This is a genomic window from Streptomyces sp. NPDC005866, assembly GCF_040629895.1.
Lineage (GTDB): Bacteria > Actinomycetota > Actinomycetes > Streptomycetales > Streptomycetaceae > Streptomyces.
On sequence record NZ_JBEXWP010000008.1, the window covers coordinates 144,991 to 170,865 of the forward strand.

General features: G+C 70.7%; 21 protein-coding genes. 12 read left to right on the forward strand and 9 right to left on the reverse strand.

Going from position 1 to position 25,875, the window contains the following annotated elements:
- The first annotated feature begins 83 nt into the window (after window positions 1-83).
- A complete protein-coding gene (locus tag ABZ396_RS14645) occupies window positions 84-1,589 on the forward strand; it encodes a hypothetical protein (protein ID WP_358919369.1) in 1,506 nt (501 codons plus the stop codon).
- A 51-nt stretch (window positions 1,590-1,640) separates the two neighbouring features.
- Here the strand turns inward: ABZ396_RS14645 and ABZ396_RS14650 are convergent, their stop codons facing one another.
- Window positions 1,641-3,080 (reverse strand): SpoIIE family protein phosphatase, encoded by a 1,440-nt coding sequence (locus ABZ396_RS14650; protein WP_358919367.1) that lies wholly within the window; start codon window positions 3,078-3,080, stop codon window positions 1,641-1,643.
- 347 nt (window positions 3,081-3,427) lie between these two features.
- On the opposite strand from ABZ396_RS14650, the gene ABZ396_RS14655 reads away from it, so the two are divergent.
- Window positions 3,428-3,841, forward strand: coding sequence for an SsgA family sporulation/cell division regulator (locus ABZ396_RS14655; RefSeq protein WP_358919365.1), 414 nt, complete (start codon window positions 3,428-3,430; stop codon window positions 3,839-3,841).
- 146 nt (window positions 3,842-3,987) lie between these two features.
- Here ABZ396_RS14655 and ABZ396_RS14660 read toward each other — a convergent pair whose 3' ends face one another.
- Window positions 3,988-5,016, reverse strand: a complete 1,029-nt coding sequence (locus ABZ396_RS14660; protein WP_358919364.1) for a Gfo/Idh/MocA family oxidoreductase — start codon at window positions 5,014-5,016, stop codon at window positions 3,988-3,990.
- Between the two features lie 67 nt (window positions 5,017-5,083).
- Window positions 5,084-6,178: a chemotaxis protein gene (locus tag ABZ396_RS14665; protein WP_358919362.1), complete on the reverse strand. Its 1,095-nt coding sequence runs from the start codon at window positions 6,176-6,178 to the stop codon at window positions 5,084-5,086.
- A 56-nt stretch (window positions 6,179-6,234) separates the two neighbouring features.
- Here ABZ396_RS14665 and ABZ396_RS14670 point away from each other — a divergent pair, with 56 nt between their 5' ends.
- The 3 genes from ABZ396_RS14670 to asnB all read left to right on the forward strand — a co-directional run bounded on the left by ABZ396_RS14670 (window position 6,235) and on the right by asnB (window position 9,644).
- Window positions 6,235-6,612 carry a hypothetical protein gene (locus ABZ396_RS14670; RefSeq protein WP_358919360.1) on the forward strand — a complete coding sequence of 126 codons (378 nt, stop codon included), beginning with the start codon at window positions 6,235-6,237 and terminating at the stop codon, window positions 6,610-6,612.
- Between the two features lie 89 nt (window positions 6,613-6,701).
- Window positions 6,702-7,481 (forward strand): alpha/beta fold hydrolase, encoded by a 780-nt coding sequence (locus tag ABZ396_RS14675; RefSeq protein WP_358919358.1) that lies wholly within the window; start codon window positions 6,702-6,704, stop codon window positions 7,479-7,481.
- A gap of 324 nt (window positions 7,482-7,805) precedes the next feature.
- Complete coding sequence (gene asnB, locus ABZ396_RS14680) at window positions 7,806-9,644, forward strand: asparagine synthase (glutamine-hydrolyzing) (RefSeq protein WP_358919356.1); 1,839 nt, start codon at window positions 7,806-7,808, stop codon at window positions 9,642-9,644.
- Between the two features lie 3 nt (window positions 9,645-9,647).
- Here asnB and ABZ396_RS14685 read toward each other — a convergent pair whose 3' ends face one another.
- Entirely contained in the window at window positions 9,648-11,258 is a 1,611-nt protein-coding gene (locus ABZ396_RS14685; protein WP_358919354.1) for an alpha/beta hydrolase, read from the reverse strand.
- A 279-nt stretch (window positions 11,259-11,537) separates the two neighbouring features.
- Here ABZ396_RS14685 and ABZ396_RS14690 point away from each other — a divergent pair, with 279 nt between their 5' ends.
- From ABZ396_RS14690 to ABZ396_RS14700, 3 genes are all read left to right on the forward strand, one after another.
- On the forward strand, window positions 11,538-12,230 hold the full coding sequence (locus ABZ396_RS14690; RefSeq protein WP_358919352.1) for a chaplin: 693 nt from the start codon (window positions 11,538-11,540) through the stop codon (window positions 12,228-12,230).
- A 248-nt stretch (window positions 12,231-12,478) separates the two neighbouring features.
- Entirely contained in the window at window positions 12,479-13,333 is an 855-nt protein-coding gene (locus tag ABZ396_RS14695) for a GNAT family N-acetyltransferase (protein ID WP_358919350.1), read from the forward strand.
- A 608-nt stretch (window positions 13,334-13,941) separates the two neighbouring features.
- Window positions 13,942-14,718, forward strand: a complete 777-nt coding sequence (locus tag ABZ396_RS14700; protein ID WP_358919349.1) for a GNAT family N-acetyltransferase — start codon at window positions 13,942-13,944, stop codon at window positions 14,716-14,718.
- Window positions 14,719-14,766: 48 nt separating this feature from the next.
- Here ABZ396_RS14700 and ABZ396_RS14705 read toward each other — a convergent pair whose 3' ends face one another.
- On the reverse strand, window positions 14,767-15,030 hold the full coding sequence (locus ABZ396_RS14705) for a GlsB/YeaQ/YmgE family stress response membrane protein (RefSeq protein WP_358919347.1): 264 nt from the start codon (window positions 15,028-15,030) through the stop codon (window positions 14,767-14,769).
- Between the two features lie 217 nt (window positions 15,031-15,247).
- On the opposite strand from ABZ396_RS14705, the gene ABZ396_RS14710 reads away from it, so the two are divergent.
- A complete protein-coding gene (locus ABZ396_RS14710; RefSeq protein ID WP_358919345.1) occupies window positions 15,248-16,669 on the forward strand; it encodes a hydrolase in 1,422 nt (473 codons plus the stop codon).
- On the opposite strand, the gene ABZ396_RS14715 is transcribed toward ABZ396_RS14710, so the two are convergent.
- Window positions 16,656-19,403, reverse strand: coding sequence for an exo-beta-D-glucosaminidase (locus ABZ396_RS14715; protein ID WP_358919344.1), 2,748 nt, complete (start codon window positions 19,401-19,403; stop codon window positions 16,656-16,658). The two genes, ABZ396_RS14710 and ABZ396_RS14715, sit on opposite strands and share 14 nt — an antisense overlap.
- 76 nt (window positions 19,404-19,479) lie before the next feature.
- Window positions 19,480-20,703 (reverse strand): ROK family transcriptional regulator, encoded by a 1,224-nt coding sequence (locus ABZ396_RS14720; protein ID WP_358919342.1) that lies wholly within the window; start codon window positions 20,701-20,703, stop codon window positions 19,480-19,482.
- A gap of 138 nt (window positions 20,704-20,841) precedes the next feature.
- Here ABZ396_RS14720 and ABZ396_RS14725 point away from each other — a divergent pair, with 138 nt between their 5' ends.
- The 3 genes from ABZ396_RS14725 to ABZ396_RS14735 all read left to right on the forward strand — a co-directional run bounded on the left by ABZ396_RS14725 (window position 20,842) and on the right by ABZ396_RS14735 (window position 23,735).
- Window positions 20,842-22,311, forward strand: a complete 1,470-nt coding sequence (locus ABZ396_RS14725; protein WP_358919340.1) for an APC family permease — start codon at window positions 20,842-20,844, stop codon at window positions 22,309-22,311.
- Window positions 22,312-22,454: 143 nt separating this feature from the next.
- A complete protein-coding gene (locus ABZ396_RS14730) occupies window positions 22,455-22,886 on the forward strand; it encodes a GNAT family N-acetyltransferase (RefSeq protein ID WP_358919452.1) in 432 nt (143 codons plus the stop codon).
- A gap of 81 nt (window positions 22,887-22,967) precedes the next feature.
- Window positions 22,968-23,735 (forward strand): metalloregulator ArsR/SmtB family transcription factor, encoded by a 768-nt coding sequence (locus tag ABZ396_RS14735; protein ID WP_358919450.1) that lies wholly within the window; start codon window positions 22,968-22,970, stop codon window positions 23,733-23,735.
- 70 nt (window positions 23,736-23,805) lie between these two features.
- On the opposite strand, the gene ABZ396_RS14740 is transcribed toward ABZ396_RS14735, so the two are convergent.
- Window positions 23,806-24,246 carry an SPW repeat protein gene (locus ABZ396_RS14740; protein WP_358919338.1) on the reverse strand — a complete coding sequence of 147 codons (441 nt, stop codon included), beginning with the start codon at window positions 24,244-24,246 and terminating at the stop codon, window positions 23,806-23,808.
- 243 nt (window positions 24,247-24,489) lie between these two features.
- Window positions 24,490-25,863 carry a deoxyribodipyrimidine photo-lyase gene (locus tag ABZ396_RS14745; protein ID WP_358919336.1) on the reverse strand — a complete coding sequence of 458 codons (1,374 nt, stop codon included), beginning with the start codon at window positions 25,861-25,863 and terminating at the stop codon, window positions 24,490-24,492.
- Between the last annotated feature and the right edge of the window lie 12 nt (window positions 25,864-25,875).

The window sequence follows — 25,875 nt, forward strand, 5'->3', positions numbered from 1 at the left end:
CACCCTGGCGAACCGTGGCGAATAGTCGCCCGGCAATCGTCACGGGGCTACTGTCAACTCAGCCGAGAACCTGGGGGCTTGACGTGAGCGGACAACCCAACACCCGTCTCTCGGACCTGTTCGGCCTGGCCGGCTGGTCCAAGGGCGAACTCGCGAGGCTGGTCAACCGGCAGGCGGCGGCCATGGGCCACCCCCAGCTGGCGACCGACACCTCCCGGGTGCGGCGGTGGATCGACACGGGAGAGATCCCGCGCGATCCGGTGCCGCGGGTGCTGGCGGCCCTGTTCACCGAGCGTCTCGGCCGTGTCGTGACCATCGAGGACCTCGGTCTGGTACGGCACGGGCGTACGGGAAAACGGCCGGACGACGGGAACGTGGAACACCCCGACGGCATGCCGTGGGCGCCCGAACGAACCGCCGCGGTCCTCACCGAATTCACGGGAATGGACCTCATGCTCAACCGACGCGGCTTGGTGGGTGCGGGTGCCGCGCTCACCGCGGGATCCGTACTCAGCAGCGCCATGCACGACTGGCTGCACACCGACCTCACTCTCAAGGCCGACGCCCCCGTCCTCGACGACCCTCTGCACGCCGACCCCGCTGGGTTCGACCGCTACGAGGCCGCCCCCATCGGGTCCGAGGAGATCGAGGAACTGGAACGTTCCGTCGAGGTGTTCCGCGCCTGGGACGCGGCCCGCGGTGGCGGGCTGCAGCGCAAGGCCGTGGTGGGACAGCTCAACGAGGTGGGGGGCATGCTCGCCTACCGCCACCCCGACCATCTCCAGCGGCGGCTGTGGGGCGTCGCCGCCAACCTCGCCGTCCTCGCGGGCTGGATGTCGCACGACGTCGGCCTGGAGCCCACGGCCCAGAAGTACTTCGTCATCGCCGCCCACGCGGCCCGTGAGGGCGGTGACCGGCCGCGTGCCGGGGAGGCGCTCTCCAGAGCGGCTCGCCAGATGGTACATCTCGGCCGGCCCGACGACGCGCTCGATCTGATGAAGCTCGCCAAGTCCGGCTCGGGCGACGAGGTGCTGCCGCGCACCAGGGCGATGCTCTACACCATCGAGGCCTGGGCACAGGCGTCGATGGGCAGGGGCCAGGCGATGCGCCGCACCCTCGGGCAGGCGGAGGACCTCTTCGTCTCGGACCCGGGTGACGTGCCGCCGCCGAACTGGATGCAGATGTTCAAGGAAGAGGATCTGTACGGCATGCAGGCCCTGGCCTACCGCACGCTGGCCGAGCACGAGCCGAGCGCGGCCGTGCTCGCCCAGCACTTCGCGGAGAAGGCCCTGGCGCTGAGGGTCGACGGCCGGCAGCGGTCGAAGATCTTCGACTTCCTGTCCATGGCGTCAGCCTGCTTCATCGCGGACGACCCCGAACAAGCGGACCGTTACGCACGGTTGGCCCTGATGTCGATGGGATCGAACTCCTCCCACCGCACCTGGGACCGGCTGCGCGAGATGTACCGGCTCACCGCCGAATACTCCAGCTACCCGAGAATCCAGGAACTACGGGAGGAGATCAAGCTCGCCCTGCCCAAGGCCAGGAGCAGGGGGACGAACAACAGCGCACAGACACAGGGGGCCTGAGCGTCTCGACGTGCGCCGACTGGTCCGGGTGGCGGCAGCCGCCCCCGTTCACTAGCCGCCCTCTTCACTCACCTTGGCGATGAGTACGCACGCCTCGTCCTCGCGCTCGGTCTCGCCGAACTCCTCGATCACGGTCCCGACACAGTGCTGGGCGGTGCGTGCCGCCCCGAACCGCGGGGCAAGGCCGAGGAGACGGTCCAGAGAGTCCGCTGCGCTGTGTCCGGGCAGCAGCCCGTCGGTGTGCAGCAGGAGCAGGTCGCCCGGCTCCAGGGTCACTTCGGCCTGCCCGTAACCGGCTCCACAGGTGGCGCCGAGCAGCACGCCGTCCGGCGCGCTGAGCACGCACCCCGTCCCGTCGCGGAACAGCAGCGGGGCGGGGTGTCCTGCTTGTGCCCAGGTAAGGGTGCGGGTCGTGGGCCGGTAGCGGCAGCAGACGGCACTGCCCAGCGTGGGTTGCACGGTGGCGTCGAGTAACTGGTTCAGCAGGGACATGAGATGCCCCGGCTGGGCGCCGGCCATCGCCATGCCGCGTACGGCACCAAGCAGCATCGCCATGCCCGAGGTGACGGCGACACCGTGCCCGGTGAGGTCGCCGACACTGAGCAGGGTGTCGCCGTCGGACAGGTCCAGCGCGTCGTACCAGTCGCCGCCGAGCAGGGCGCTGGCCCCGGACGGCAGGTAGCGGGCGGCGACATCGAGGCTGCCCGGGCCCCGGCGAGGCAGCCGCAGCGCACCACGCCCCGGCGGCAGCACGGCTTCCTGGAGTTCGGCAGTGAGTCGCTGCTCGGTCTGGGCGTGCCGGCTCTGATGCTGCATCGAGTCACGGGTCTCGCGTACCGTGCGCTGGCTGCGCCGCAGTTCGCTGACGTCCCGCAGTACGGCCCACATCGAGGCGGTGCTGCCGTCGCCGCCGAGTACGGGCTCGCCCATCATGTGTACGGTCCGCACGGATCCGTCGGGCCGCAGGACGCGGAACTCGCCGTCGATCGGCTTGGCGTCGACCAGGCAGTCGGTGACCATCGCGGTCAACCCGGGCCGGTCCTCGTCCATCACCAGGGAGGGCAGTTCGTCGAGAGTGAGTGCGGGCGTGGCCGGGTCGCGGCCGAGGATCTCATAGAGCTCACCGGACCAACTGGCCTCGTCCGTCAGGAGGTTCCACTCCGCGCTGCCGACCCGGCTGAGCAGCGAACCGTGCGGGACGCCGGCCGGCGTCGGCCGGCGCACCAGTCCGGCGTCCGGGCCGGGCGGTGGCGGCGCGGGGCCGTCCCGCAGTTGCGCCAAGTGCTCGTCCAGGTCGTTGAGTTGATGCAGCGCCAGGTCGTACAGGGCCCGCTGCCAGCGGTCCCGGGGATCCGAACCGTCACTGGGGGTGTCCCGTCGTACGGCGTCCACATCGCCCTTGAGTCGCCGCGTCTGCGATATCAACGCCTCGACCGAGCCGCGCCCGGGCGGCTGGGCTGCGGGGCGGTCCGCGGAGACATGGGACGGCATGACGCACTCCGATGCGGGGACGGTACGGTCAAGACGGGCGGGGGACCGGTTACGACTGTGGCACAGCCTGCGACGCCCTGTAAGGGATTTGGCAACACACGATACGGTGGTGCTTCTGGCATATGCCAGAGTCTTCATGGGCTGGTGGACCCCCGTGAAAGACGTACGCGGTCCGGTGGGCAAGTCGTAGGCGCACTACGCGACTTGGCCTAGTCCCAGGGGCGTTCGTGTCGCGCTCGGGCGATTGTTCGACGCGTGTGTGTTCGCGGTGCCGCGGTCTCGGCCAACCCCGGCAACTCTGTCCGGATTTCGCGTCATGCGAGGGGCACATGCGGAGTCCTACAGTCATGGACTTCACTTTCGAGCAACCCGCCCGAGCCCGGCTGATCATCGCCGAGGACCAGGAGGTCCCGGTGCCCGCCACGCTCCGGTACACCTCCGGTGATCCGCTGGCCGTGTTCGTCGACTTCCCCGCCGAGGTCGCCCTCGGCGGGGAGGAGGTCACCTGGACCTTCGCGCGCTCGCTGCTTGACCAGGGTCTCGACGTCCCCGCCGGGCGCGGGGACGTGCACATCTGGCCCTGCGGGCGGGGCCGTACAGCCGTGGAGTTCCACTCGCCGCACGGGCTCGCCCTGCTCCAGTTCGACACGCAGGCCCTCGTCCGCTTCCTGCAGCGCACCCACGAGGTGGTGGCGCCGGGGGAGGAGGACGTCGCGGCGGTGGTGGAGCGGGGCCTGAGCACGTTGTTCGGGAATGTGTGAGAGGGATCCGGCGCTGCCGGCCCGTACTTTGACTTTTGTTCACTCCCGCCTCACCGCTCCGGTCTGGACGACTTCACGGTGACGATGGACTCCGACGCGGCCTGGCCGCCGGTTCACCGGCCACCTGGAGTCGGGCTCCGCGAGCGTCAGCGGCTGACGCCTTCGGCGTACAGGTCCGGGCGCAGCGCGAGTTCGACGGTCGTACGGCCGCCGGACTCCAGCGCCCGGACCCCGGCCTCGGCGACGACGGAGGACGCGTAGCCGTCCCAGACGCTCGCCCCGGTGACCCGGCCCTGCCGGGTGGCGTCCACCCAGGACTGCACCTCACGGTCGTAGGCGTCGGCGAACCGCACCAGATAGTCCTGGGCCACCTCCTCGCGGGCGGCGCCCGCCGAGGTGACCAGCATGGTGTGGTCCTCGCCGATCCGGGCGCTGCCCCGCTCGCAGACGGCCTCGCAGCGCACCTGGTAGCCGAAGCCGCAGTTGACGAAGACCTCGACGTCGACCAGGGCGCCGCCGTCGGTCTCGAAGAGCACCAGCTGAGGGTCGAGCAGCCCCTCGGGGGCGCCCGAGGAGGGCCGCGGCCGCAGCACGGTCGCCGCGGTCAGCTCCTGGCCGAGCAGCCAGCGGGCCGCGTCGATCTCGTGCGAGACCGAGCTGTTGATGAGCATGGCGCTGGTGAAGCCGGGCGGCGAGGACACATTGCGGTGGGTGCAGTGCAGCATCAGCGGCCGGCCCAGACCGCCGTCGTCCAGCAGTGTCTTCAGGCGCCGGTACTCGGCGTCGTAGCGGCGCATGAACCCGATCTGGGCCAGCCTGCGCCCGACCCTGGTCTCGGCCTCCACCACTCGGAGGGCACCTGTGGAGTCCGGCACCATGGGCTTCTCGCACAGCACCGGCAGCCCGCGTGCGAAGGCCGCGAGCAGCGGCTCCTCGTGCGCCGGGCCGGGGGAGGCGATCAGCACGGCCTCCACCCCGGGCGCGTCCAGGACGGCCAGCGGATCCGCGTGCACGGTGACCCCGTCCAGTCCCGCCACCGCCTCCTTGGCGCGGTCGAGGTCGGGGTCGGCGACAGCCGCCACCCGCGCACCGCTCACCACTTGGTCGAGCCGTCGTATGTGGTCCGCACCCATGTGTCCGGCACCCAGTACCGCGACGCCCAGCAGCTCAGCCACGCCCAAACTCCCTCTCAGCCGACGATCACCCTTCAGAGCCTAGACGTCGGCCGAGTGAGCAGGTTCGTCAGTAACGCAGCACCCCGGCGATGCCGTTCTCGTCGCCCAGGGCGCCGTCCGGGACGAAGCGGACGTCGGCGCCGGTCTCCAGGCACTGCTCGACGATCTCGTCCACGATGTCGTCACGGGCGTCGAGGTCGCCGCTCGCGGCCGGGACCAGGTGGTCGCCGTCGTCACGGACGGCGGTGCGGTAGTTCTCCTCGACGGCCAGGAGCCGGACGCGGCCGTCGCGGGCGCTCCGCCAGACCTCGTCGACACCGGCCGCGAACGTCTTGTGGCCGCGCGCCGATTCGAGTTCCCGGGTCACCGACGCGGTGTTCCGGCGGGAGTCGGCCTCCAGCAGCGGCCGGATCGTCTGCCACACGGCCTCCGGACCGGCGTGCGCGAGGCCGCCGTGCTGCACGGGGATGCTCTGCTTGGCGACGTTGCCCAGCTCGTCCCAAAGGGACAGAGCGGCCTGCTCGCCGGTGACGTACAGGCGCCGCGGCTCGTCACGCAGCAGCGCGGCCATCGCGATGTCCGCGTCCCGCAGGAAGCGTTTGGTGTCCTCGTCGCGGAAGGTGCTGGGCAGGTCGCCGACGCGCTGCAGCCGCTCGGCGTCGAAGTTCTCCTGGCCGCGGGTCAGCGGGAAGCCGCCTGCCTTGCTCTCGGTGACCCGGTCGACCCCGCCGTTCCAGAGCGTGACGCGGTCGGCCGAGATCGACAGCACCCAGAACGGCCGCTCGGCGGCCTGGGCCGAGACCAGGTTGCGGGTGAGGAAGGTGTCCGAGAGCACCACACGCTCGGGCACGCTGCGGGCCAGCGACCACACCTGGTGCTCACCCGGCGCGGCGAAGATCACGAGACCGTCCTCGGCATGCGCCAGGTCGACCTCGGCGAGGGCCCGGTCGAGCTGGTCGACGACGTCGCTGCGCCGCTCCCTGGTGACCGCGGGATCGGCTTCCAACTGCTTCTTCGCCTCGGCCACGACATTGCGCAGCCGGACGGGATCCTGGGCGTTGTCGCGACCGCGGCGGTGCGTCGGCGTCAGCACGGAGACGGCGGGGTAGGGGCGCGGGCGGCGCAGCTCGGTGAGGGACGAGGGACTGAGTGCGTGCTCCATATCAGCACCATAGGACCGATTCGCCATTGCGGCATTTGGGGTAATTCACTCAGTGAGTGGCGGAGGTGAGCGCGATGGCCCGGCTGACCGTCGACGGCGACGAGGTCGTCGTCCGCCTGAGCGGGCGGGAGCGGCTGTTCGCCCACCGCCGCCGGGTCAGGGTGCCGCTGGCGCAGGTGCGCGCGGCCTCGGTGGAGCCCGACTGGTGGCGGGTGCTGCGCGGTGAACCGCACCCCGGCCGCTTTCTGCCCGACCGGCTCTGTGTAGGCGCCTGGGAGCACCCGGGCGGGCGGGACTTCGTCGCCGTGCACGCACACGGTCCGGTCGTCCTGGTGGACCTGGAGCCGTCCGCGCCTTTCGCGCGGCTCGCGGTGTCCGCCGATGACGCCGTCGAAGCCGAGGCCACCGTGGCGGCCATCAGGCGCACGCTGTAACCGTGTTGAGGCCGGCTCCCCGATGACGGTGGCCGCAGGGGCCGGTTACCGTACCCGGCAGTAACCGGATCACGCCCCAGGAGGCCCCCATGCCGCAGTTCGAAGTCGACGGAGCGGCGCTGACGTACGACGACGAGGGCCCCCGGGACGGCGCCGCCGTGCCCTTGGTGTTCCTCCACGGCTGGACCGCCGACCGGCACCGCTGGGACCACCAGATGGCGCACTTCGCCGAGCACCGCCGGGTGATCCGCCTCGATCTGCGCGGTCATGGCGAGAGCACCGGGGCCGGTGTGAAGGCGATCGCCGACCTCTCCCAGGACGTCGTCGCCCTTCTCGACCATCTCAAGGTGGATCGTTTCGTCCCCGTCGGTCACTCCATGGGCGGCATGATCTCCCAGACACTCGCGCTCACCCACCCCGAGCGGGTCGAGCGGATGGTGCTGGTCAACTCCATCGGCAGGATGGCGTACAGTCGCGGCCGGGGTCTGCTGATGGCGGCCTCCACCCTGGTGCCGTTCAGGATGTTCGTCGCCGCCAACATCCAGCGCGCCTTCGCCCCCGGCCATCCCCGCGAGGAGATACGCGAGTACGTCCGCGCCTCCGCCGCCACCCCGCGCGAGGTCGTCATGACGCTGTACGGCGCCATGCGGGCCTTCGACGTCCTCGACCGGGCCGGCGAGATCACCGCGCCCACCCTGATGGTGCACGGCTACCACGACATCCAGTTGCCGGTGGGGCAGATGCTGCGGATGGCCAAGGCCTACCCGGACGCCGTGGTGCGGATCATCGACGCGGGCCATGAGCTCCCCGTGGAGCGGCCGGCCGACCTGACGGCGGCACTGGACCGGTTCGTGACGGCGGCTCCGTAGCGCGAGACCGCGACAGCGGCAGGTGACCGGCGCCCGGTGAAAACCGCGGCGCCGGTTCCGTTTGGCGAACTTTTTACGCTTGGCCTGTTCCAGGTGGGCGGAGCCCGGCGTGGAGCGGGTTCGCGTGCCTTGCGCGGGCAAAGCGCGGCCGGAAGGGCGGGGCTGCGCGGCCGTCCGTGTTACGTCCAGGTTGACCGTCCTGGGTTCCGGGCGCACGCTCGCCATATAGATGCTGAATACAAGTGGTTCGCTCAGGTAATCGCATCCGCAATGGAACCGCAGGTGCCGCGGTTGTCCGGGCAGACCGGCAGCAGGAGGTAACGCATGTGTGGCATCACCGGCTGGGTCTCCTTCGACCGTGACCTCACCACCGAGACGCGCGCATTGGATGCAATGACGGAGACCATGGCCTGCCGTGGCCCCGACGACCGGGGTACCTGGAGCGAGGGCCCCGCCGCCCTGGGGCACCGCCGGCTCGCGATCATCGACCTGCCCGGCGGCCGCCAGCCCATGAGCGTCCGCACCCCGGACGGCACCGTCGCCATGGTGTACTCCGGCGAGGCCTACAACTTCACCGAACTGCGCCGCGAACTCGCCGCCCGCGGCCACGAGTTCACCACCGACTCCGACACCGAGGTCGTACTCCGCGGCTATGTGGAGTGGGGTGACGGCATCGCCGAGCGATTGAACGGCATGTACGCCTTCGCGGTCTGGGACGGCCGCCATGACAAGCTCGTGATGATCCGCGACCGCATGGGCATCAAGCCCTTCTACCTGTATCCGACTTCCGACGGCGTCCTGTTCGGCTCCGAACCCAAGGCGATCCTGGCGAACCCGCTGGTCCGCCCCCGGGTCGGCCTGGACGGGCTGCGCGAGCTGTTCACCATGGTCAAGACTCCCGGGCACGCCGTGTGGGAGGGCATGCGCGAGGTGGAACCCGGCACCGTCGTCACCGTCGACCGCCACGGACTGCGCAGCCGGGCCTACTGGCGGCTGGAGACCCGCCCGCACCGCGACGACCGCGACACCACCGTGGCCACCGTCCGCGAGCTCCTCGACGACATCGTGCGCCGCCAGCTGGTCGCCGACGTACCCCGCTGCACCCTGCTCTCCGGCGGCCTCGACTCCTCCGCCATGACCGCCCTGGCCGCCCGCCGGCTCGCCGCGCAGGGCCAGAAGGTCCGCAGCTTCTCCGTCGACTTCGTCGGCCAGGCCGACAACTTCGTCGCCGACGAACTGCGCGCCACCCCCGACACGCCCTTCGTGCACGACGTGGCCCGGCTCGCCCGCACCGACCACCAGGACATCGTCCTGGACGTGAACAGCCTCGCCGACCCCGCCGTCCGCGAGCGGGTGATCCGGGCCCGCGACCTGCCGGCCGGGTTCGGGGACATGGACGCCTCGCTCCTGCTGCTTTTCCGGGCCGTCCGCGACCAGTCCACCGTCGCACTGTCCGGGGAGTCCGCCGACGAGGTGTTCGGCGGCTACCTGCAGTTCTTCGACGAGGAAGCGCGCACCGCCGACACCTTCCCCTGGCTGTACATGTTCGGCCGGCACTTCGGCGACGACACCGACGTCCTGCGCGCCGACCTCACCAAGTCCCTCGACCTGGAGTCGTACATCGCCGACGGCTACCACTCCGCCGTCACCGGCGTCCAGCGCCTCGACGGCGAGAGCGACTTCGAGTTCCGCATGCGCCGGATGAGCTACCTCCACCTCACCCGCTTCGTGCGCATGCTGCTCGACCGCAAGGACCGGATGAGCATGGCCGTCGGTCTGGAGGTCCGGGTGCCGTTCTGCGACCACCGGCTGGTCGAGTACGTCTACAACGCGCCCTGGGCCCTGAAGTCCTTCGACGGCCGCGAGAAGACCCTGCTCCGGGAAGCCACCCGGGACGTCCTCCCGCAGTCCGTGTACGACCGGGTCAAGAGCCCCTACCCGTCCACCCAGGACCCGGAGTACGGCCGTGCGCTCCAGGAGCAGGTCAAGGAGCTGCTGACCCGGCCCGACCACCGGGTCTTCGACCTCGTCGACCGCGAGAAGGTGGACCGGGCGACCCGCCGGACCGGGCTGAGCAGCCAGGTCGCCCGGCGCGGCCTGGAACGCACCCTCGACCTGGCCCACTGGCTCGACCTCTACGCCCCCGAGCTCACCCTCGCCTGAGCCTCAGCCCGACGAGTCGGCGACCGCGCCACGGTCGTCGCGGTCCGCCGGGCAGGAACTGCCGTCGGCCGGCAGTGTGCCGTACAGCAGGAAGTCGTCGACCTTGCCGTGCACACACTTGGAGGACGTGTACCCGGTGTGGCCGTCGCCCCTGTTGTCCAGCACCACGGCCGACGGCCCGAGCCGCTTCGCCGTCTCAATCGCCCAGCGGTACGGCGTCGCCGGGTCGCCGCGCGTGCCCACCAGCAGCATCCGGGCGGACGGCACGTCCTTCACCTGGTCGCGGATGAAGTCCGTGCCGCGCGGCCGGCCGTAGCACAGCAGCACCTGGGTGAGCCGGAACCTGCCGAAGACCGGGGACGCCTGCTGGTAGTCCTTGTCGAGTCGGGCGACATCCTGCGTGAGCCGCTCGGCGCTCGGCCGGTCGGGGTCGTCGGCGCAGTTGATCGCCATCAGGGCTGCCGACAGGTTGTCCACGGGGATGTCGGCGCTGTCCACGAGCCCGCCGCCGCGCCGCTGCACGACGGGGACCGCGTAGCCGCCGGACGCGAAGTTCAGCACCCCCTTGGTGTCACCGTCCTCGATCAGCGAGGCCAGCGCCCGCTCCAGCAGCGGCCACAGCTCCCTGCTGTACAGCCCCTGCCCTATGGCGCCCACCAGGTCCTGACCGGAGAAGGGGCCGCCGAAGTCGGACGGCACCGGGTTCTCGTCGAGCGAGCGCACCAACTCCACGACCGTTTCCCCGGCCTTGCGCCGGTCCTGCCCGAACGGGCACCCGAGGTCGGTGACACACCAGTCCAGGAAGTCGTCCAGCGCCGTCTGCTGCCCCTGGGCGCCCGCCACCCCCTGCTCCGCCAGCGACTCCGTCAGCGTGTCCACACCGTCCAGCGCCATCCGGCCCATCTTGTCCGGGAACTGCGCCGCGTACACGGCGCCGAGCCTGGTGCCGTAGGAGAAACCCAGGTAGTTCAGCTTCTTGTCGCCGAGCGCCTGGCGGATGACGTCCAGGTCCCGGGAAGCGTTCACGGTGCCTATGTGGGCCAGCACGGGCCCGGAGTGCTTGGTGCACTGGACCGTCAGCTGCTTGAGCAACTTCATCAGGGCCTGTGGATGGCCGGCGTCGGGGGACTTGTCCGAGTTCGCGCCGCCCGAGGACCCGTCGAGGCCGTCGCCGCAGCTGACGGGGGAGGAGCGGCCCACCCCGCGCGGATCGAAGCCGACCACGTCGTAGCCGTTGGTCAGGCCCATGAAGTCCTTGCCGGCGAGCCCGAGCTGGCTGACGCCCGAGCCGCCGGGGCCGCCGAAGTTCAGCAGCACCGAGCCCCGCGACTTCCCGGTCGCCCGGTAACGGGACAGCGCAAGGTCCACGGTGCCCTTGGCGGGCTTCGCGTAGTCGAGCGGCACGGTCACCTTGCCGCACTGCATGTCCTTGGGCAGCTCCCCGTCCTTGCACGCCGCCCACCGGACCTTCTGCCGGTAGAAACGGGTCAGGTCCGGCTGCTTGCCGCTCACCGCCGCGGCCGCGGGCAGCCCCGCGCCGAGCAGGGCCAGCGCGACGGCTCCGGCACCGGCGCAACGTCGCACGGCGGGCCGGTTGCGGGGCATGGCCGGCATCGAGGGCCTCCAGGGACGCTCCGTGACGGACCGGAAACTGGGCTTTCGCTCACGATAAGCGGACCCCGATCGGCACGCCTCCTGGCGAGCGGGCCGCAGCGGAGTGCCGTAGCGTTCCGCGATCACCCGTCTCAGGCTTCATACACGGTTTTGCCACGAGTTCGATACCGGTGTCACTCGATGGGGTGAAATGTGGATAAGCCATAACTCACATGGTGCGTCCACGGTTTAACCGGTGCGGGCGAGCGCCCGCAACAATGTCTGGAAGGCAGGCAACCTATGAAACGGGTTACCCGAAACGGCGTGATCGCCGTCGCCGCCGCCTCCGGTGCGATGGCCGTGGCGGTCCCCTCCTGGGCCGACTCGGGCGCGAACGGCACCGCGGCCGGCTCGCCCGGGGTGATCTCCGGCAACAGCATCCAGCTGCCGGTGCACGTCCCGGTGAGCGTGTGCGGGAACACCGTGAATGTCGCGGGGCTCCTGAACCCGGCGGCCGGCAACACCTGCGTGAACGACGGCGGCAAGGCCGGTGCGGGCGCGCCCGGCGAATCGGCCACGACCGGCGGCGCGGCCGCGCAGGGCGCCGAGGAGGACTCGCCCGGGGTGATCTCCGGCAACGGCATCCAGTTGCCGGTCGACCTCCCGGTGAACGTCAGCGGCAACAGCGTGAACGTGGTCGGCGTACTCAATCCGGTCACCGGCAACACCTCCGTGAACACCTCCGGCGACCACCCGAACACGCCGGAGACGCCCACGCCGGAGCCGCCGCCCACGCCGCAGCCGCCGGCCCCGACCCCGGTCAAGACCCACCCCGGTCCCAAGACGCATCACCCCGCCCCGCCACCGACCACGGCGACCACGCTCGCCCACACCGGGACGGACCTCACGGGTGCCGCCGTCGCGGGCAGTGCGGCGCTTCTGCTCGCCGGGACCGCCCTGCACAGGCGCTTCCGGCCGGGCCGCACGCGCTGACCGTCGGCGCGCTGCCGAGGCGGCTCGCCGAGATCCGTGTCTGCGGGCCCCACCGGACATCGTCCGGTGGGGCCCGCGTCGTGCGTGTGTCCCGCGACATCTCGGTCAACAAGCCCGCCGAAGCGGCTTGTTGCGCACGCCGACGGCTTGATCCCGGCGTGGTGCGGCGGCCGGTGATCGGGAAGGATGCTGCGGACGCGGCGGCGGCCGCCGCGCCTTCCGACCCAGCCGCTGAACGGAGCCCATCGATGACCTCTTCGGCCCCCCAGGACCTCGTCGTCACCCAGGCCACGCTCGACGACTGGCCGGTGGTCAGCGGCTGGGCCGCGGACGAGGGCTGGAATCCTGGGCTGTCGGACGCCCCCGCCTTCTTCGCACAGGACCCCGAAGGGTTCTTCATCGGCCGTATCGACGGTGAACCGGTGTCTGCCGTCTCCGTCGTCAACTACGACGCCGACTACGCCTTCCTGGGCTGGTACCTGGTCCGCCCCGATCTGCGCGGCCACGGCCACGGCCTCGCCACCTGGAAGACCGCGCTGGCCCACGCCGGCACCCGCACTGTCGGCCTCGACGGCGTGGTGGCCCAGCAGGACAACTACCGCCAGTCGGGTTTCGAACTGGCCTACCGCACCGCCCGGTTCGTGGGTTCCGCCCTGGCCGCCGAGGTGCCCGACGGCGTCCGCCCGGCACGGGCCGCCGACCTGGCGGCCGTCACGGCGTACGACAGCGCCTGCTGCCCGGCCGACCGGCCGCGGTTCGTGGCCGCCTGGCTGACCGGCACCGGCCACAAGGCCTTCGTCCGCCACGACGGCGACCGCATCACCGGCTATGGCGTGATCCGCCCCGGCCAAGACTGTCTGCGCATCGGCCCCCTGTTCGCCGACACCGCCGAGGACGCCCGCGCCCTGTTCGCCGCCCTCCTCGCCGAGGCGGCCGGCCGCCAGGTCGCCGTCGACGTGCCGGAGACCAGCACGGCGGGCGTCGCCCTCGCCGAGGAGGCAGGATTCAGCCCCTCGTTCGAGACCGCCCGCATGTACACGGGCCCGGTCCGCGACCACGCCCGGGAACGGGTTTTCGGGGTGACGACCCTCGAGCTCGGCTGAGCGGACGGGCGGTCGCCTCCCGTGCCGTGCCGGCCGCCCGGAAACGCGTGCCGCCGTCCCGGCGCGACGACCGCGAGCGCGCCCGACACCAGCGGCGGCGGCCCAGGGCAGCGCCGCCCCAGCCGGTCCAGGGCGAAGCCGGCGGCCAGGGAACCGGCGGCGATGCCCGTGGTGTGGACGGTGACCTGCGGTGAGGTCGCCACCTCGGCGTCGGCGGGACCCGAGGCGTCCACCAGGGTCGTCTGGATCAGGGCCGGTGCCCCGCCGAAGGCGACGCCCCACAGGGTGACGGCGCCGACGAGCACCGCGGGCGTGCCGGCGTACCGGCCGAGCACCAGCAGCACGGAGGCGGACAACGCCAGCGCGGCGAGCAGCGTCGCCCGCGGATGCCGGTCGACCACAAGCCCCGTGCCCCAGATCTCGGCGACGGTGGCCGTGCCGAACACCGCCGGCAGCAGGCCCGTACGCCCTTGGCCGAACCCGGCATGCCGCGCGAACGGCGCTAGGTACGTGTACATCGCCTGGAGCCGCGTACCTGACAGGCGTGCGGCCGCGCGGTACCGGGTAATTGCGTTGCCGCCGTGGCGCGCGGATGGTGGAGTGTTCTGATGGATCATCAAGCGGTGCTCGCTCTGTACGACCGTGACATGCGCGGGGGCGCCCGGCCCGACGGTCCCGGCGCGCGTATCGAGCGCACAGGCGCCGTGGTGCGCCAGGTGGCGGACGGCGAGGGCTGGAACGGCGTTGTCTGGTCGGCCCTGGACGGGACGACCGCGGATCGTGCGATCGCCGAGCAGATCGACCGCTTCCGGGGGCTGGGCCGCGACTTCGAGTGGAAGCTCTACGGCCATGACCTCCCGTCGGACCTGGGCGCGCGGCTTGTCGAGGCCGGATTCCGGCCCGAGCCGGAGGAGACGCTGATGATCGCCGAGGGTGCCGCACTGACCGTCGACGCCGGACTTCCGGACGGCGTGCGGGTGGTGCCTGCCACGGACGCGGTGGGCGTCGATCTCGTGGTGGACGTCCACGAGAAGGCGTTCGGCACGGACGGTTCGTGGCTGCGGCACCGGTTGCTGGCGCGGCTCGCCGAGCAGCCCGACACCGTGGTCGCGGTCGTCGCCCTGGCCGGGGACGAGCCGGTGAGTGCCGCTCGCATGGAGTTGGTGCCGGGGACGCGATTCGCCGGGTTGTGGGGCGGCGGCACGGTAGAAGGATGGCGGGGACGCGGTGTCTACCGCGCCCTCGTCGCCCATCGGGCCCGTGCCGCCGCGGCTCACGGTTATCGGTATCTGCAGGTGGACGCCTCTCCTATGAGCCGGCCGATCCTCGAGCGACTGGGTTTCCACGCGCTGAGCACGACCACGCCCTACGTCTACGCGATGTGAGCGGCGTGCTCCAGCTGTCGGCGCGCTTGGGCTACCAGTGTGCTTCGGCTACCGGCGGCCCCTGGTCCGGTCCAGCGCCGCAATGCCCAGCGCCGCCAGCGCGATCTGGATGAACCACTCGATCCAGTCCGGCCCCTTCGTGTCCGCCACGCCGAAGGCGGCCGCGATCGCGGAGCCCAGCAGCGCCGCGACGATGCCGACGACGATCGTCAGCAGAACGCCGATGTGCTGGCGGCCGGGAACGACCAGGCGCCCCAGCACACCGATGATGATACCGATGATGATGGCACTGATGATGCCCGAGATCTCCATCTCTGCCCCTCTTCGTCTGTAACCCGCTGCACTCCAATCTGCCCGCTCAATCCGCGGGCAGTCCCGTCCGGTTGTTACAGCGGGTTTCTGTTCACCGATCCGACATGCCATGTACCTTTCAATGAGTCGACGCGTGTAGAAATCTCAAACAGGTTCTACGCGCGCAGAGTTGGCGCCCGCACCGCCTCTACCCCACCCCTTCATGGAGGTTCGCCGGATGCTTGGATCCAGGAGATCCCGCCACAGAGTCACCACCGCCCTGGCCGGGTTCGGACTGCTCGTCACGGGAGCCGCCCTCCAGGTCGGCACAGCGGCCGCCCCCGCTCACGCGGCCACCACCTACCGCGTCCTGTTCGACGACGGCCACGCCGAGGAGGCCGGCAACGCGGACTGGATCATCTCCACCAGCAAGCCCGACCCGCTCTCCCAGAACTCCTCTCCCTCCTCGGAGACGGACTGGACCGGCGCGCTCTCGTCATGGGGTGTCGGCCTGCAGAAGACCGGCGGTTACAGCCTCAAGACCGCCACCAGCGCCCTGACGTACGGCGGTTCGTCGACGACCGACCTGTCGAACTTCAATGCCCTGGTGCTCCCCGAGCCGAACACGCTGTTCACGTCCGCCGAGAAGACGGCGATCATGAACTTCGTGAAGAACGGCGGCGGTCTGTTCATGGTCTCCGACCACACCGGCGCCGACCGCAACAACGACGGCTACGACGCGGTCAAGATCTTCAACGACCTGATGACGAACAACAGCGTCGACTCGACCGACCCGTTCGGCTTCTCCGTCGACTCGCTCAACATCAGCTCCGGCTACCCGGCGGCGATCAGCGACAGCACCGACCCCGTGCTGCACGGCTCCTTCGGTACCGTGACCAAGAGCCTGATCGCCAACGGTACGACCGCCACGCTGAAGCCCTCCGACAACTCCAGCGTCAAGGGGCTCCTGTACCGCAGCGGTTACTCCGGCAACACCGGTGCCTTCTTCGCCACCAGCACCTTCGGCAGCGGGCGGGTCGCCTTCTGGGGTGACTCCTCGCCCGTCGACGACGGCACCGGCCAGTCCGGCAACACGCTGTACGACGGCTGGAACGACAGCGGCGCCACCAACGCGGCCCTCGCCCTGAACGCCACCGCCTGGCTGGCCGGGGGCGGCACCAGCGGCGGAGGCGGCGGTGGCGGCACCTGCACCGCCGCCCAGCTGCTCGGCAACCCCGGCTTCGAGTCCGGCAGCACCACCTGGACCACCAGCAGCGGAGTCATCACCAACTCCAGCAGCGAGGCCGCCCGCACCGGCTCCTACAAGGCCTGGCTCGACGGCTATGGAGCGGCCCACACCGACACGCTCTCCCAGTCGGTGACCATCCCGGCCGGCTGCGCCGCGACTCTCAGCTTCTATCTGCACGTGGACACCGCGGAGACCACCACCAGCACCGCCTACGACAAGCTGACGGTGACCGCCGGATCCACCACCCTGGCCACGTACTCCAACCTCAACGCGAGCTCCGGATACGTCCTGAAGAGCTTCGACGTCTCCTCTCTGGCCGGTACCACCGCCACGATCAAGTTCACCGGCGTCGAGGGATCGACTCTCCAGACGTCCTTCGTCATCGACGACACCGCGCTCAACGTGAGCTGAGCAGAGCGGACGGTTCCGGCAGCCCCGCCGGAACCGTCCGCTCCACCGCGTTCCAGCCGGAGACCCGCACCTGGGGCTCCGAGCCGTGCAGATCGGCGGTCCGGTAGGTGGCCGTCAGGGTCGCCGACTCGCCCGGCCACAGGCTGACCTCGTTGTCCGACCAGCGCACCGGCAGCACAGGCTTGCCGTTCGCGTCGACGAGATGGACGTCCGTGAGCAGGGCCGGGGTCCTGTCCGTGCCGGAGTTGCGGACCGTCACCGTGGTGGTCGCCATGCCGCCCGCCGTCGTGGTCGACGCCGTGGCCGTGACCGGCACCTGGGCCATCGACGTCAGCCCCTTGAGGTCCGCGTAGCTCGTGGTCGGGGTGTAGTACCAGTCCGTGCCTGCCCAGTCCAGCGTGTCCGGCTTGGTGGAGAGCCAGTAGACGTTGCGGCTCACCTCCTTGCCGGCCGCGTCGGTCAGGACCAGCCGCGCCAGATACGTGGACGACAGTCCGCCCACCGACGCCGGCACGGTGAGTGCCGTGGTGTGCGCGCCGTCGCCCTTGACCGAGACGCCGGTGACGGTCTGGTCGTACTTCTGGGTGCCGTCGGGGTTGAAGAGGGTGGCCCGCGCGGTGAGCCGGTCCGCCGAGGCGTGCCGGTTGTTCACCACGACCACCGAGCGGTTGTCGTACGAGTACTGGACGTGCAGGGGCTCGTTGGCCTTCTTCGCGCCGAAGTAGGCGCCGCCCTGGTCGAGATAACGGTCCATCAGCTGCCAGTGCAGGGACGTCCAGCCGCTGTTGAACATCCAGTAGACGACCCCGGTGGACGGCTTCGAGGAGTCGGTCTGGTTGCGTCCGTACGCCTCGTACTGGGCGCGGACGTTCTCGTACTGGGCGAGCTGCGCCTTGCGTACGAAGTCGGTGAGGCTCTTAGGGGCGCCGTAACGGCCGGTGAGGGCGGCGTCGTAGATCTTGAGGGTGCCGAAGACCGGGGACGGGGAGCGGTGGTACTGCTTGAGGTCCGGGTTCTTCCAGAGGGTGTCGAGCTCGGCGGGGGTCATCATGCGGCGCAGGGTGTCGAGGGTGGGGATGTCCGGGCCCGCACTGGTCTCGGAGTTGAAGCCGGTGGCGCCGCCCTCACGCTTGGCGTACCAGTAGTTCGGCGGGATCCAGTCGTAGGGGCCCGTCATCTTCATGCCCGAACTGCCCAGCTGGGGAGTGGAGTTGTCTGAGGCGGCGGAGACCACGGGGGTGGTCCAGTCGGCTGCCTTCAGGGCGTCCAGGTAGATCCTCTCGATCTTCGCGTCGGGTGCGAAGTCGCTGCCGATCAGGAAGGAGACGACGCTTGGGTGGTTCCGCAGCCGGGCGGCCTCGGCGGCCATGGAGGCCTGTGCGACCGGATAGTCGGCGGCCGTCCACTTCTCGCCCCTCTCGGTGCCGTTGACCTGGCCTTCCCACTTGTCGCAGCACTCCCAGCCGGGAAGCGTGAGGATGCCGTACCGGTCGGCGAGGTCGAAGAACTCGTCGGGCTCGATATGGCCTTCCAGGCGGATGGCGTTGAGGCCGAGGTCGAGCGCGTACTTCAGACGGTCCTCGACATAGGTCCGGTCCCAGCGCAGGAACTCGTCCGGTGACCAGCCGCCGCCCTTGATCAGCAGCTTGCGGCCGTTGATCGAGTACTGGCGGGCGCCGTCGGAGTTCAGCGGTGCCTGGACGTCACGGATGCCGAAGCTGTGGTGCGCGGTGTCCGATGCCGTGCCGCCGACGGAGGCGGTGAGATCGAGGTCGTACAGCGGCTGCCCGCCCATGCCAGCCGGCCACCACACCTTCGGGGACGTGAGGCGCAGGCCCGGGACGTCGGCGGGGGTGAAGGTGACGGTCTTGGTCTGGTGGGCGGCGAGTGCGACCGACCTGGTGAGGGTCACTCCGGCGACCGTGCCGGAGACCTCGGCGGTGACCGGCGTGTCGGAGTCGTTGCGGGCCTGTGCCTTCACCGTCAGGTCGGCCGTCGCGAGGGAGGGCACCGCAAGCTTGGTCAGCACGTGCGCGTCACGCAGCGCGACCGGGCCGCCGCGCCGGACCATGACGTCACGGACGATGCCCATGTTCTGGTCGGGCGGCGGCTGGAGCCAGTCGATCCAGCCCATGGTGAGGTTCGCGTCCGGGTCGTTGGGCCGGATGCGGAAGGCGACCGTGTTCGTCCCGGTCCCGACCAGCGAGGTGACGTCCAGCTCGTGGTGGGTGTAGGCGCCGGTGACATCGTCGGCCGTGGCGACCTGACGGCCGTTCACATACACGTCGGCCGCCGAGATCATCCCGCTGAAGTCCAGATAGGTGCGCTGGGAGGTGTCCGTCACGGTGAAGTCGCTGCGGTACCACCAGGGCACCTGGAAGGGCGACTTGGGGATCTTCTGCTGGTTGGTGGAGACGAACGGGTCTGCGTACACACCCTCGGCGAGGAGCGCGGCCAGCACCGTGGAGCGGGAGCCCGCCGGATACCAGCCCCTGGCCGGGTAGCCGGGGGAGGAGACCGCCGACGCCGAGTCGCTCACCTCGGCCGTCGACCGGATCGCGTAGCCGGACAGCGGGGTCTGCGACCCGGCGGTGGACGGCACACGGGTGATCCGGGCGTGGCCGTGGGCCGGGTCGCCCGCCCCGGCCCAGGCGCCGGTGTTGAGTGAACAGAGCAGACCCAGGGCCACGGTGGCCGTGGCGAGGCGGTGTCCGGGGGCGGGGCGAGGGAACACGGTGGTCTCCAGGCTCGTAAAGTTAGGAAACTTTACTAACTCGGCTCAAGCTAGGGTTCCGAAAGGGCGGTGTCAATCACCGCGGTCCCCGCGCGAGTTGGCGGTGCGGGTTTGAGGATGTGGCCGACCTGCGCTCGAAGACCAGGTCACGGGCGGTCCCGAGGGCCGTGGCCACCGCGCCGAGCAGCACCGCGTCCTCGCCGAGCCGGCTGGGCGCGAGCTTCGGGCGCAGCGGGGTGAGCGTGCGCAGATGCTCCCGTACCGGGCGCAGCAGCAGGTCGACGCTGTGGCCGACCCCGCCGCCCAGCACCACCAGGTCGGGGTCCAGCACGGCCGCGGCCGCCGCCACCGTGTGCGCGATCCGCTCGCCCTCGAGCCGTACCGCCTCGACGGCGGCCGGGTCGCCCTGGCGGGCCGCGTCGAACACGGACTTCGCGGTGAGCTGCCCGGTCATCCCGAACCGCCGCGCCGCCTCGACCACGGCCACCCCCGACACCGCGTCCTCCAGCCGCTCCGGCTTGCGCTGCCGCCCGGGCCACGGCAGGAAGCCGATCTCCCCGGCGAGCCCGCGCGCTCCCGTGAACAGCCGCCCCTCGCTGACGACCCCCATCCCCAGACCGGTGCCGATCATGATATACGCGAACAGCCGGCTGCCCGCGCCGACGCCGTACGTGTACTCGCCCAGTGCCGCGAGATTGGCGTCGTTGTGCACCTCCAGCGGGACGCCCAGCTCCTCGTGCATCCGGTCGAACAGCCCCGCGCGCCCCCAGCCCGGCAGATGCATCGCGTACCGCACCCGCCGCTGCCGCTCGTCGTACACGCCGGGCGTGCCCACGACCCCGTGCACCACCTCGGCCGGATCCACCCCCGAGTTGGCGACGACCTGCCGTGCCGTGGAGACCAGCAGGTCGGCCATCGCGCCCGAGCCGCGGGCCCGGTTGCGCACGTCGGAGCGGGCGACCAGGGTGCCGTCGAGGTCGGCGACCGCCACCCTCAGCCAGCCGCGGCCCACATCGATGCCGAGCGCGTACCCGGCCGCCGGGTCGGGCGCGTACAGCACGGCCGTGCGGCCGCGCTCCGGTGCGTGGGTGCCGACCTCGTGCACCAGGCCCGCCGACTCCAGTGCCGCGAGCGCGCTGGAGACCGTCGGCTTCGACAGGCCGGTCTCGCGTGCGAGTTGGGCACGAGAGGCGGAACCGAGCAGGCGCAGCCGGTCCAGCAGCAGCCGCTCGTTGGTGCTGCGCAGTCGCTGCCGGCTCCAGGGCTGTTCCCGCTGCTCTACGACGTCGCTGGCGGCCATCACACCATTCTCACCGATTCCTGACGCATACTTGACGCCCCTAGTAAGGCTCCTTAACTTTATCGGCCATCCCGCCGAGTCGGCCGCCGTCCGTCGTCTGCGTCCCGCTCTTCCTCAGTGCCTCGCTCAGGAGCCCCCATGTCCGGTAGTCCCGGTAGTCCCCTCGGTCCTGGTAGTCCGCCGTCCGAAGGCGGCTTCGTCCGGCGCGTCGGCCAGTTCCAGGCCACCGCCATCAACATGAGCCAGATGTGCGGCATCGGCCCGTTCGTGACCATCCCGCTGATGGTCGCCGCGTTCGGCGGCCCGCAGGCGGTGATCGGCTTCGTCGCGGGCGCCGTCCTCGCGCTCTGCGACGGCCTCGTCTGGGCCGAACTCGGAGCCGCGATGCCCGGCTCCGGCGGCAGTTACGTCTATCTGCGCCAGGCCTTCCAGTACCGCACCGGACGCCTGATGCCGTTCCTGTTCGTGTGGACGGCGATGCTGTTCATCCCACTGATCATGTCCACGGGTGTGGTCGGCTTCGTGCAGTACCTGGGCTATCTCGCCCCCGGCCTCGGCAAGACCTCCGGCGACCTGATCGGGCTCGGCATCATCGCCCTGGTGGTGATCCTGCTCTGGCGGGGCATCGAGCACATCGCCCGGATCACCGCCGTCATGTGGACGGTGATGATCGCCTCGGTGCTGCTGGTGATCGTCGCCGCGGCCAGCGACTTCAGCCCGCACATGGCCTTCACCTACCCGGCGCACGCCTTCGACCTGACCAGCGACCACTTCTGGCTCGGCTTCGCCGCGGGGTTGACCATCGGCATCTACGACTACCTCGGCTACAACACCACGGCCTACATGGGCGCCGAGATCAAGGAGCCCGGCCGCACCCTGCCGCGCTCCATCCTCTTCTCGATCGCCGGCATCATGGCGATCTACCTGCTGCTGCAGATCGGCACGCTCGGCGTCATCGACTGGCACCGCATGACGAACCCGGACGACATCGCCTCGACCTCGGTCGCCTCCGCGGTCCTGGAGAAGACCTGGGGCAAGGGCGCCGCCGACACGGTGACCGTGCTGATCCTGATCACGGCATTCGCCTCGGTCTTCACCGGCCTGCTCGGCGGCTCCCGGGTGCCGTACGACGCGGCCCGCGACCGGGTCTTCTTCCGCCCCTACGAGAAACTCCACTCCAAGCACCGCTTCCCGGTGCTGGGCCTGGCGACCATGGGCGTGATCACCGCCTTCGGCTTCCTGATCGGCCGCCACACCGACCTGGCCACGCTCATCCAGCTGCTCACCACGGTGATGGTGATCGTGCAGGCTCTGGCCCAGATCCTGGCGCTCACGGTGCTGCGCCGCCGCCAGCCGGCGCTGAAACGGCCGTACCGCATGTGGCTCTACCCCTTGCCGAGCATCATCGCCTTCGCCGGCTGGTGCGTGATCTACGGCTACGCCGACAGGAACTCCCCGGGCCGTCACCCCATCGAGTGGTCCCTGGCCTGGCTCGCCCTCGGCTGTGTGGCGTTCCTGATCTGGGCACGCCTGGAGAAGGTGTGGCCGTTCGGGGCGAGGGAGATCAGCGAGGAGTATCTGACACCCGAGAGCCCGGTCGCGGTGTAGTCTCCGGAATACACGTCAGCCTCACCCGGCGCCATCAACTCCCGCCGGGTGAGGCTTTTTTCGTGTCCGACACCACAGAAACCGACGTCGTCGTCCGCCCGGCATCCATCGAGGACCGCCCTGCCGTCGAACGGCTGTGGCTGATGTTCCGCCACGACCTGTCCGAGTTCCGCCGGCTGCTGCCCAACCCCGACGGCACGTTCCGCGGCGAGCGCGTCGAGGACGCCTTCTCCTCGCCCGACTGGGTGCCCTATCTGTTCGTGCAGGGCGGGCATCCGGTCGGCTTCGCCTTCGTCCGGGGGCTGAGCGGACCCGTGCGGGTGCTCAACAGCTTCTTCGTGGCCCGTGGCGCACGCCGGACGGGCGTCGGGCTGCGTAGCGTGCGCGAGGTCCTCACCCGGCATCCGGGCAGCTGGGAGATCGCGTTCCAGTACGAGAACCCCGGCGCCGTCGCCTTCTGGCGGCGGGTCGCGGCCGAGCTCGCGGGCGACGCCTGGAGGGAGGAACCCCGCCCGGTGCCGGGCCGGCCGGAGTTGTCGCCGGACGTGTGGATCTCGTTCGACCTGGGGGTCTGATCGCGCCCCGCCCGCCGCCGACGTGACATGCAGGTAATTGCCTGCATAACGTTGAGTGTGCGATCAGAGGACGACAGCGGGATGGACCAGGTCTTCAAGGCGCTGGCAGACGACACGCGCAGGCGGTTGCTCGACCGGCTGCACGAGCAGAACGGGCAGACGCTGGGCGAGCTGTGCGAGCGCATCACGATGACCCGGCAGTCGGTGACCCAGCACCTGGCCGTCCTGGAGGCCGCGAATCTGATCAGCACCGTGCGGCGGGGGCGGGAGAAGCTGCACTACCTCAACCCCGTGCCGCTCCACGAGATCCAGGAGCGGTGGATCGACAAGTTCGAGCGCCCGCGCCTGCGCGCGCTCGGCGACCTGAAGCGACGAGCCGAGGAAGCCATGAGCGACAAGCCCAGCTATGTCTACGTCACCTACATCGCCAGCACCCCTGAGAAGGTCTGGGACGCTCTCACGGACGCCGATCTGACCGCCGTCTACTGGGGGCACTCCAATGTCTCCGACTGGCGGCCCGGCTCTCGCTGGGAGCACGTGCGCACCGACGGCTCCGGCATCGCCGACGTGGTCGGCACCGTCGTCGAGAGCGAGCGCCCGACCCGGCTGGTGGCCAGTTGGGCCGCGCCGGAGCACGAGGGGGAGCCGGACCGGCACTCCCGGGTGACCTTCGACGTCCAGCCGCACGCCGACATCGTCCGGCTCACCGTCACCCACGAGGATCTGGACGACGAGGACCAGCTGCGGGCCATCTCGTCCGGCTGGCCGGCCGTGCTGTCCAACCTGAAGTCCCTCCTCGAGACCGGCAGCCCGCTCCCGCAGGAGCCCTGGCTGGTGCCCGGTCGGTGAACGCGGCGGGGCCGGTCCGCCGTCATCGGACCGGCCCCGCGTCCTCCCTTCCAGGGGGGAGCTCGGTCGGCTACGGCATGGGCGTCCGCCTGGCCGTCGAAGCGGCGCACACCAGCCCGAGGCAGAGTGCCAGCGCGCCGATGATGACGTTGTTGATGATGACGCCCGTGTCAGGGCTGCTGCCGACCACCCAGGGCGCGATGATCATCCAGATGCCCATCGCGCACATGGCCCAGCTGAGGCCGTACATGCGCTCCGGAGCCCGGGTGAATCCCAGTGCCAGCAGGCTTATCGCTATGCCGATGATCAGGTTGTGGGTCATCAGAGCCGGCTGGCTCGTCGAGTAGTGGAGGATCCACGGGGACGCCGCGCAGTACAGACCGAGCAGGAACACCGGTCCGTCCACGAGGGCCACATCACGACCGCCGAGCATGCGGGCATAGCGCTGCCGCATCTCGCCGACGTCGGGGTGGCTCGTTATGTCGCTTCTGCCGTGCGAGACGTTGGCCATGACTCGTCTCCTTTGACTGACTGTGCAGGGCTGACCGTGTCTGATACATGCGGGGTACCCCGCTATCAGACATTCTGCCCTTATTTCTTCCTTATGTGTAGAGCGGGGACACGGCTACCGGAGCCGGCGGGGGTGGTGGCGTGGGAAGCCTCGCCACCTCCGTCCTCGGTGCGACGACGAGGGCCGGGTGCGGGCCGAGCTGGTCGCGAAGAGCCAGTGGGGGGTGGCCCATGCGCGGGTTCCTCAGTCGTGGGCGCGGGCCCGCTTGAAGCGGGCGAGGGCCTCGGAGAGCTCGACGACCGGGTCCGGGTAGTCGTCCGGTCCGGCCTGGTCCGGACCCCGCAGCTTCCAGGGCTCGTGCACCGCCCGGCCGTCGAGCGCGGCGAGTTCGGGAACCCAGCGGCGGACGTACGCCCCCTCGGGGTCGTAGCGCTTGGCCTGGGTGACGGGGTTGAGGACGCGGTTGGGGCGGGTGTCGGTGCCGGTGCCCGCCATCCACTGCCAGTTGAGCTGGTTGTTGGCGACATCACCGTCGACCAGGAGGTCCAGGAAGTGGCGGGCGCCCACGCGCCAGTCGACGTACAGGGTCTTGGCGAGAAAACTCGCGGCCAGCAGCCGGCCCCGGTTGGGCATCCAGCCCTCGTGACGCAGCTGGCGCATCGCCGCGTCGATCACCGGGTATCCGGTGCGGCCCTCCTTCCATGCCTCGATGTCCTCGCGGGCGGTGTACTCGGAGCGCCAGCGGTCGTGTCTGGTCCGGTAGTCGGCGGTGGCGGCCGAGGGCCGGGCGGCGAGCACCTGGCGGTGGAAGTCACGCCAGGCGATCTGCCGTACGAAGGCCTCGGCGCCGGGCCCGCCCGCCTTGCGTGCCCGGTGGACCAGTTCGGCGGGGGAGAGCGTCCCGAAGTGCAGATGGGGCGAGAGACGGGAGGTGGCGTCGCCCGCCAGGTCGTCGTGGCGGTCCTCGTACGTGCCGATCCCGCCGCGCAGCCAGGCGGACAGCCGCTTGCGGCCCTCCGTCTCCCCGCCGGCCGCCAGGCCCTCGGACACTCCGGAGAGGCCGGTGCGGGAGGGCAGACCTTCGGAGCCGACTTCGTCCGGGACCCGCACGGCGCGCGGCGCGGCGAGCGCGTCGCGCAGCCGCACGCCGGACCACTGGCGCAGGTACGGGGTGAAGACGGCGAAGTGGTTCGAGGAGGCCGGGGTGAGGTCGCCGGGCGTCACGGCGGTGGTCACGGTGTCGTGCACGTGCAGCCGCCGCCCCTCCGACTCCAGCGCCCGGCGCAGCCGCTGTTCACGCAGCTGGGCGTAGGCGCTGACGTCGCCGGCCAGATGCACTTCACCGGCGTCCGTCTCGGCGGCCACCTTGCACACCTCCTCGACGACGTCGCCGGAGCGCACCACCAGCCGCCCGCCCCGCTCCCGCAGACCGCCGTCGAGGTCCCGCAGGCAGTCGGCGAGGAACGCCAGGCGGTTGGGCACGGCGAACCCGGCGTCCGTGACGCCCTTGTCGCGTACGAACAGCGGGACCACCTCGCGCGCCTCGCTCGCGGCCCGCAGCGGCGGATGGTCGTGCAGGCGCAGGTCGGCGGTGAACAGAACGACCGAGACGTTCATGGTGCTCCTCCG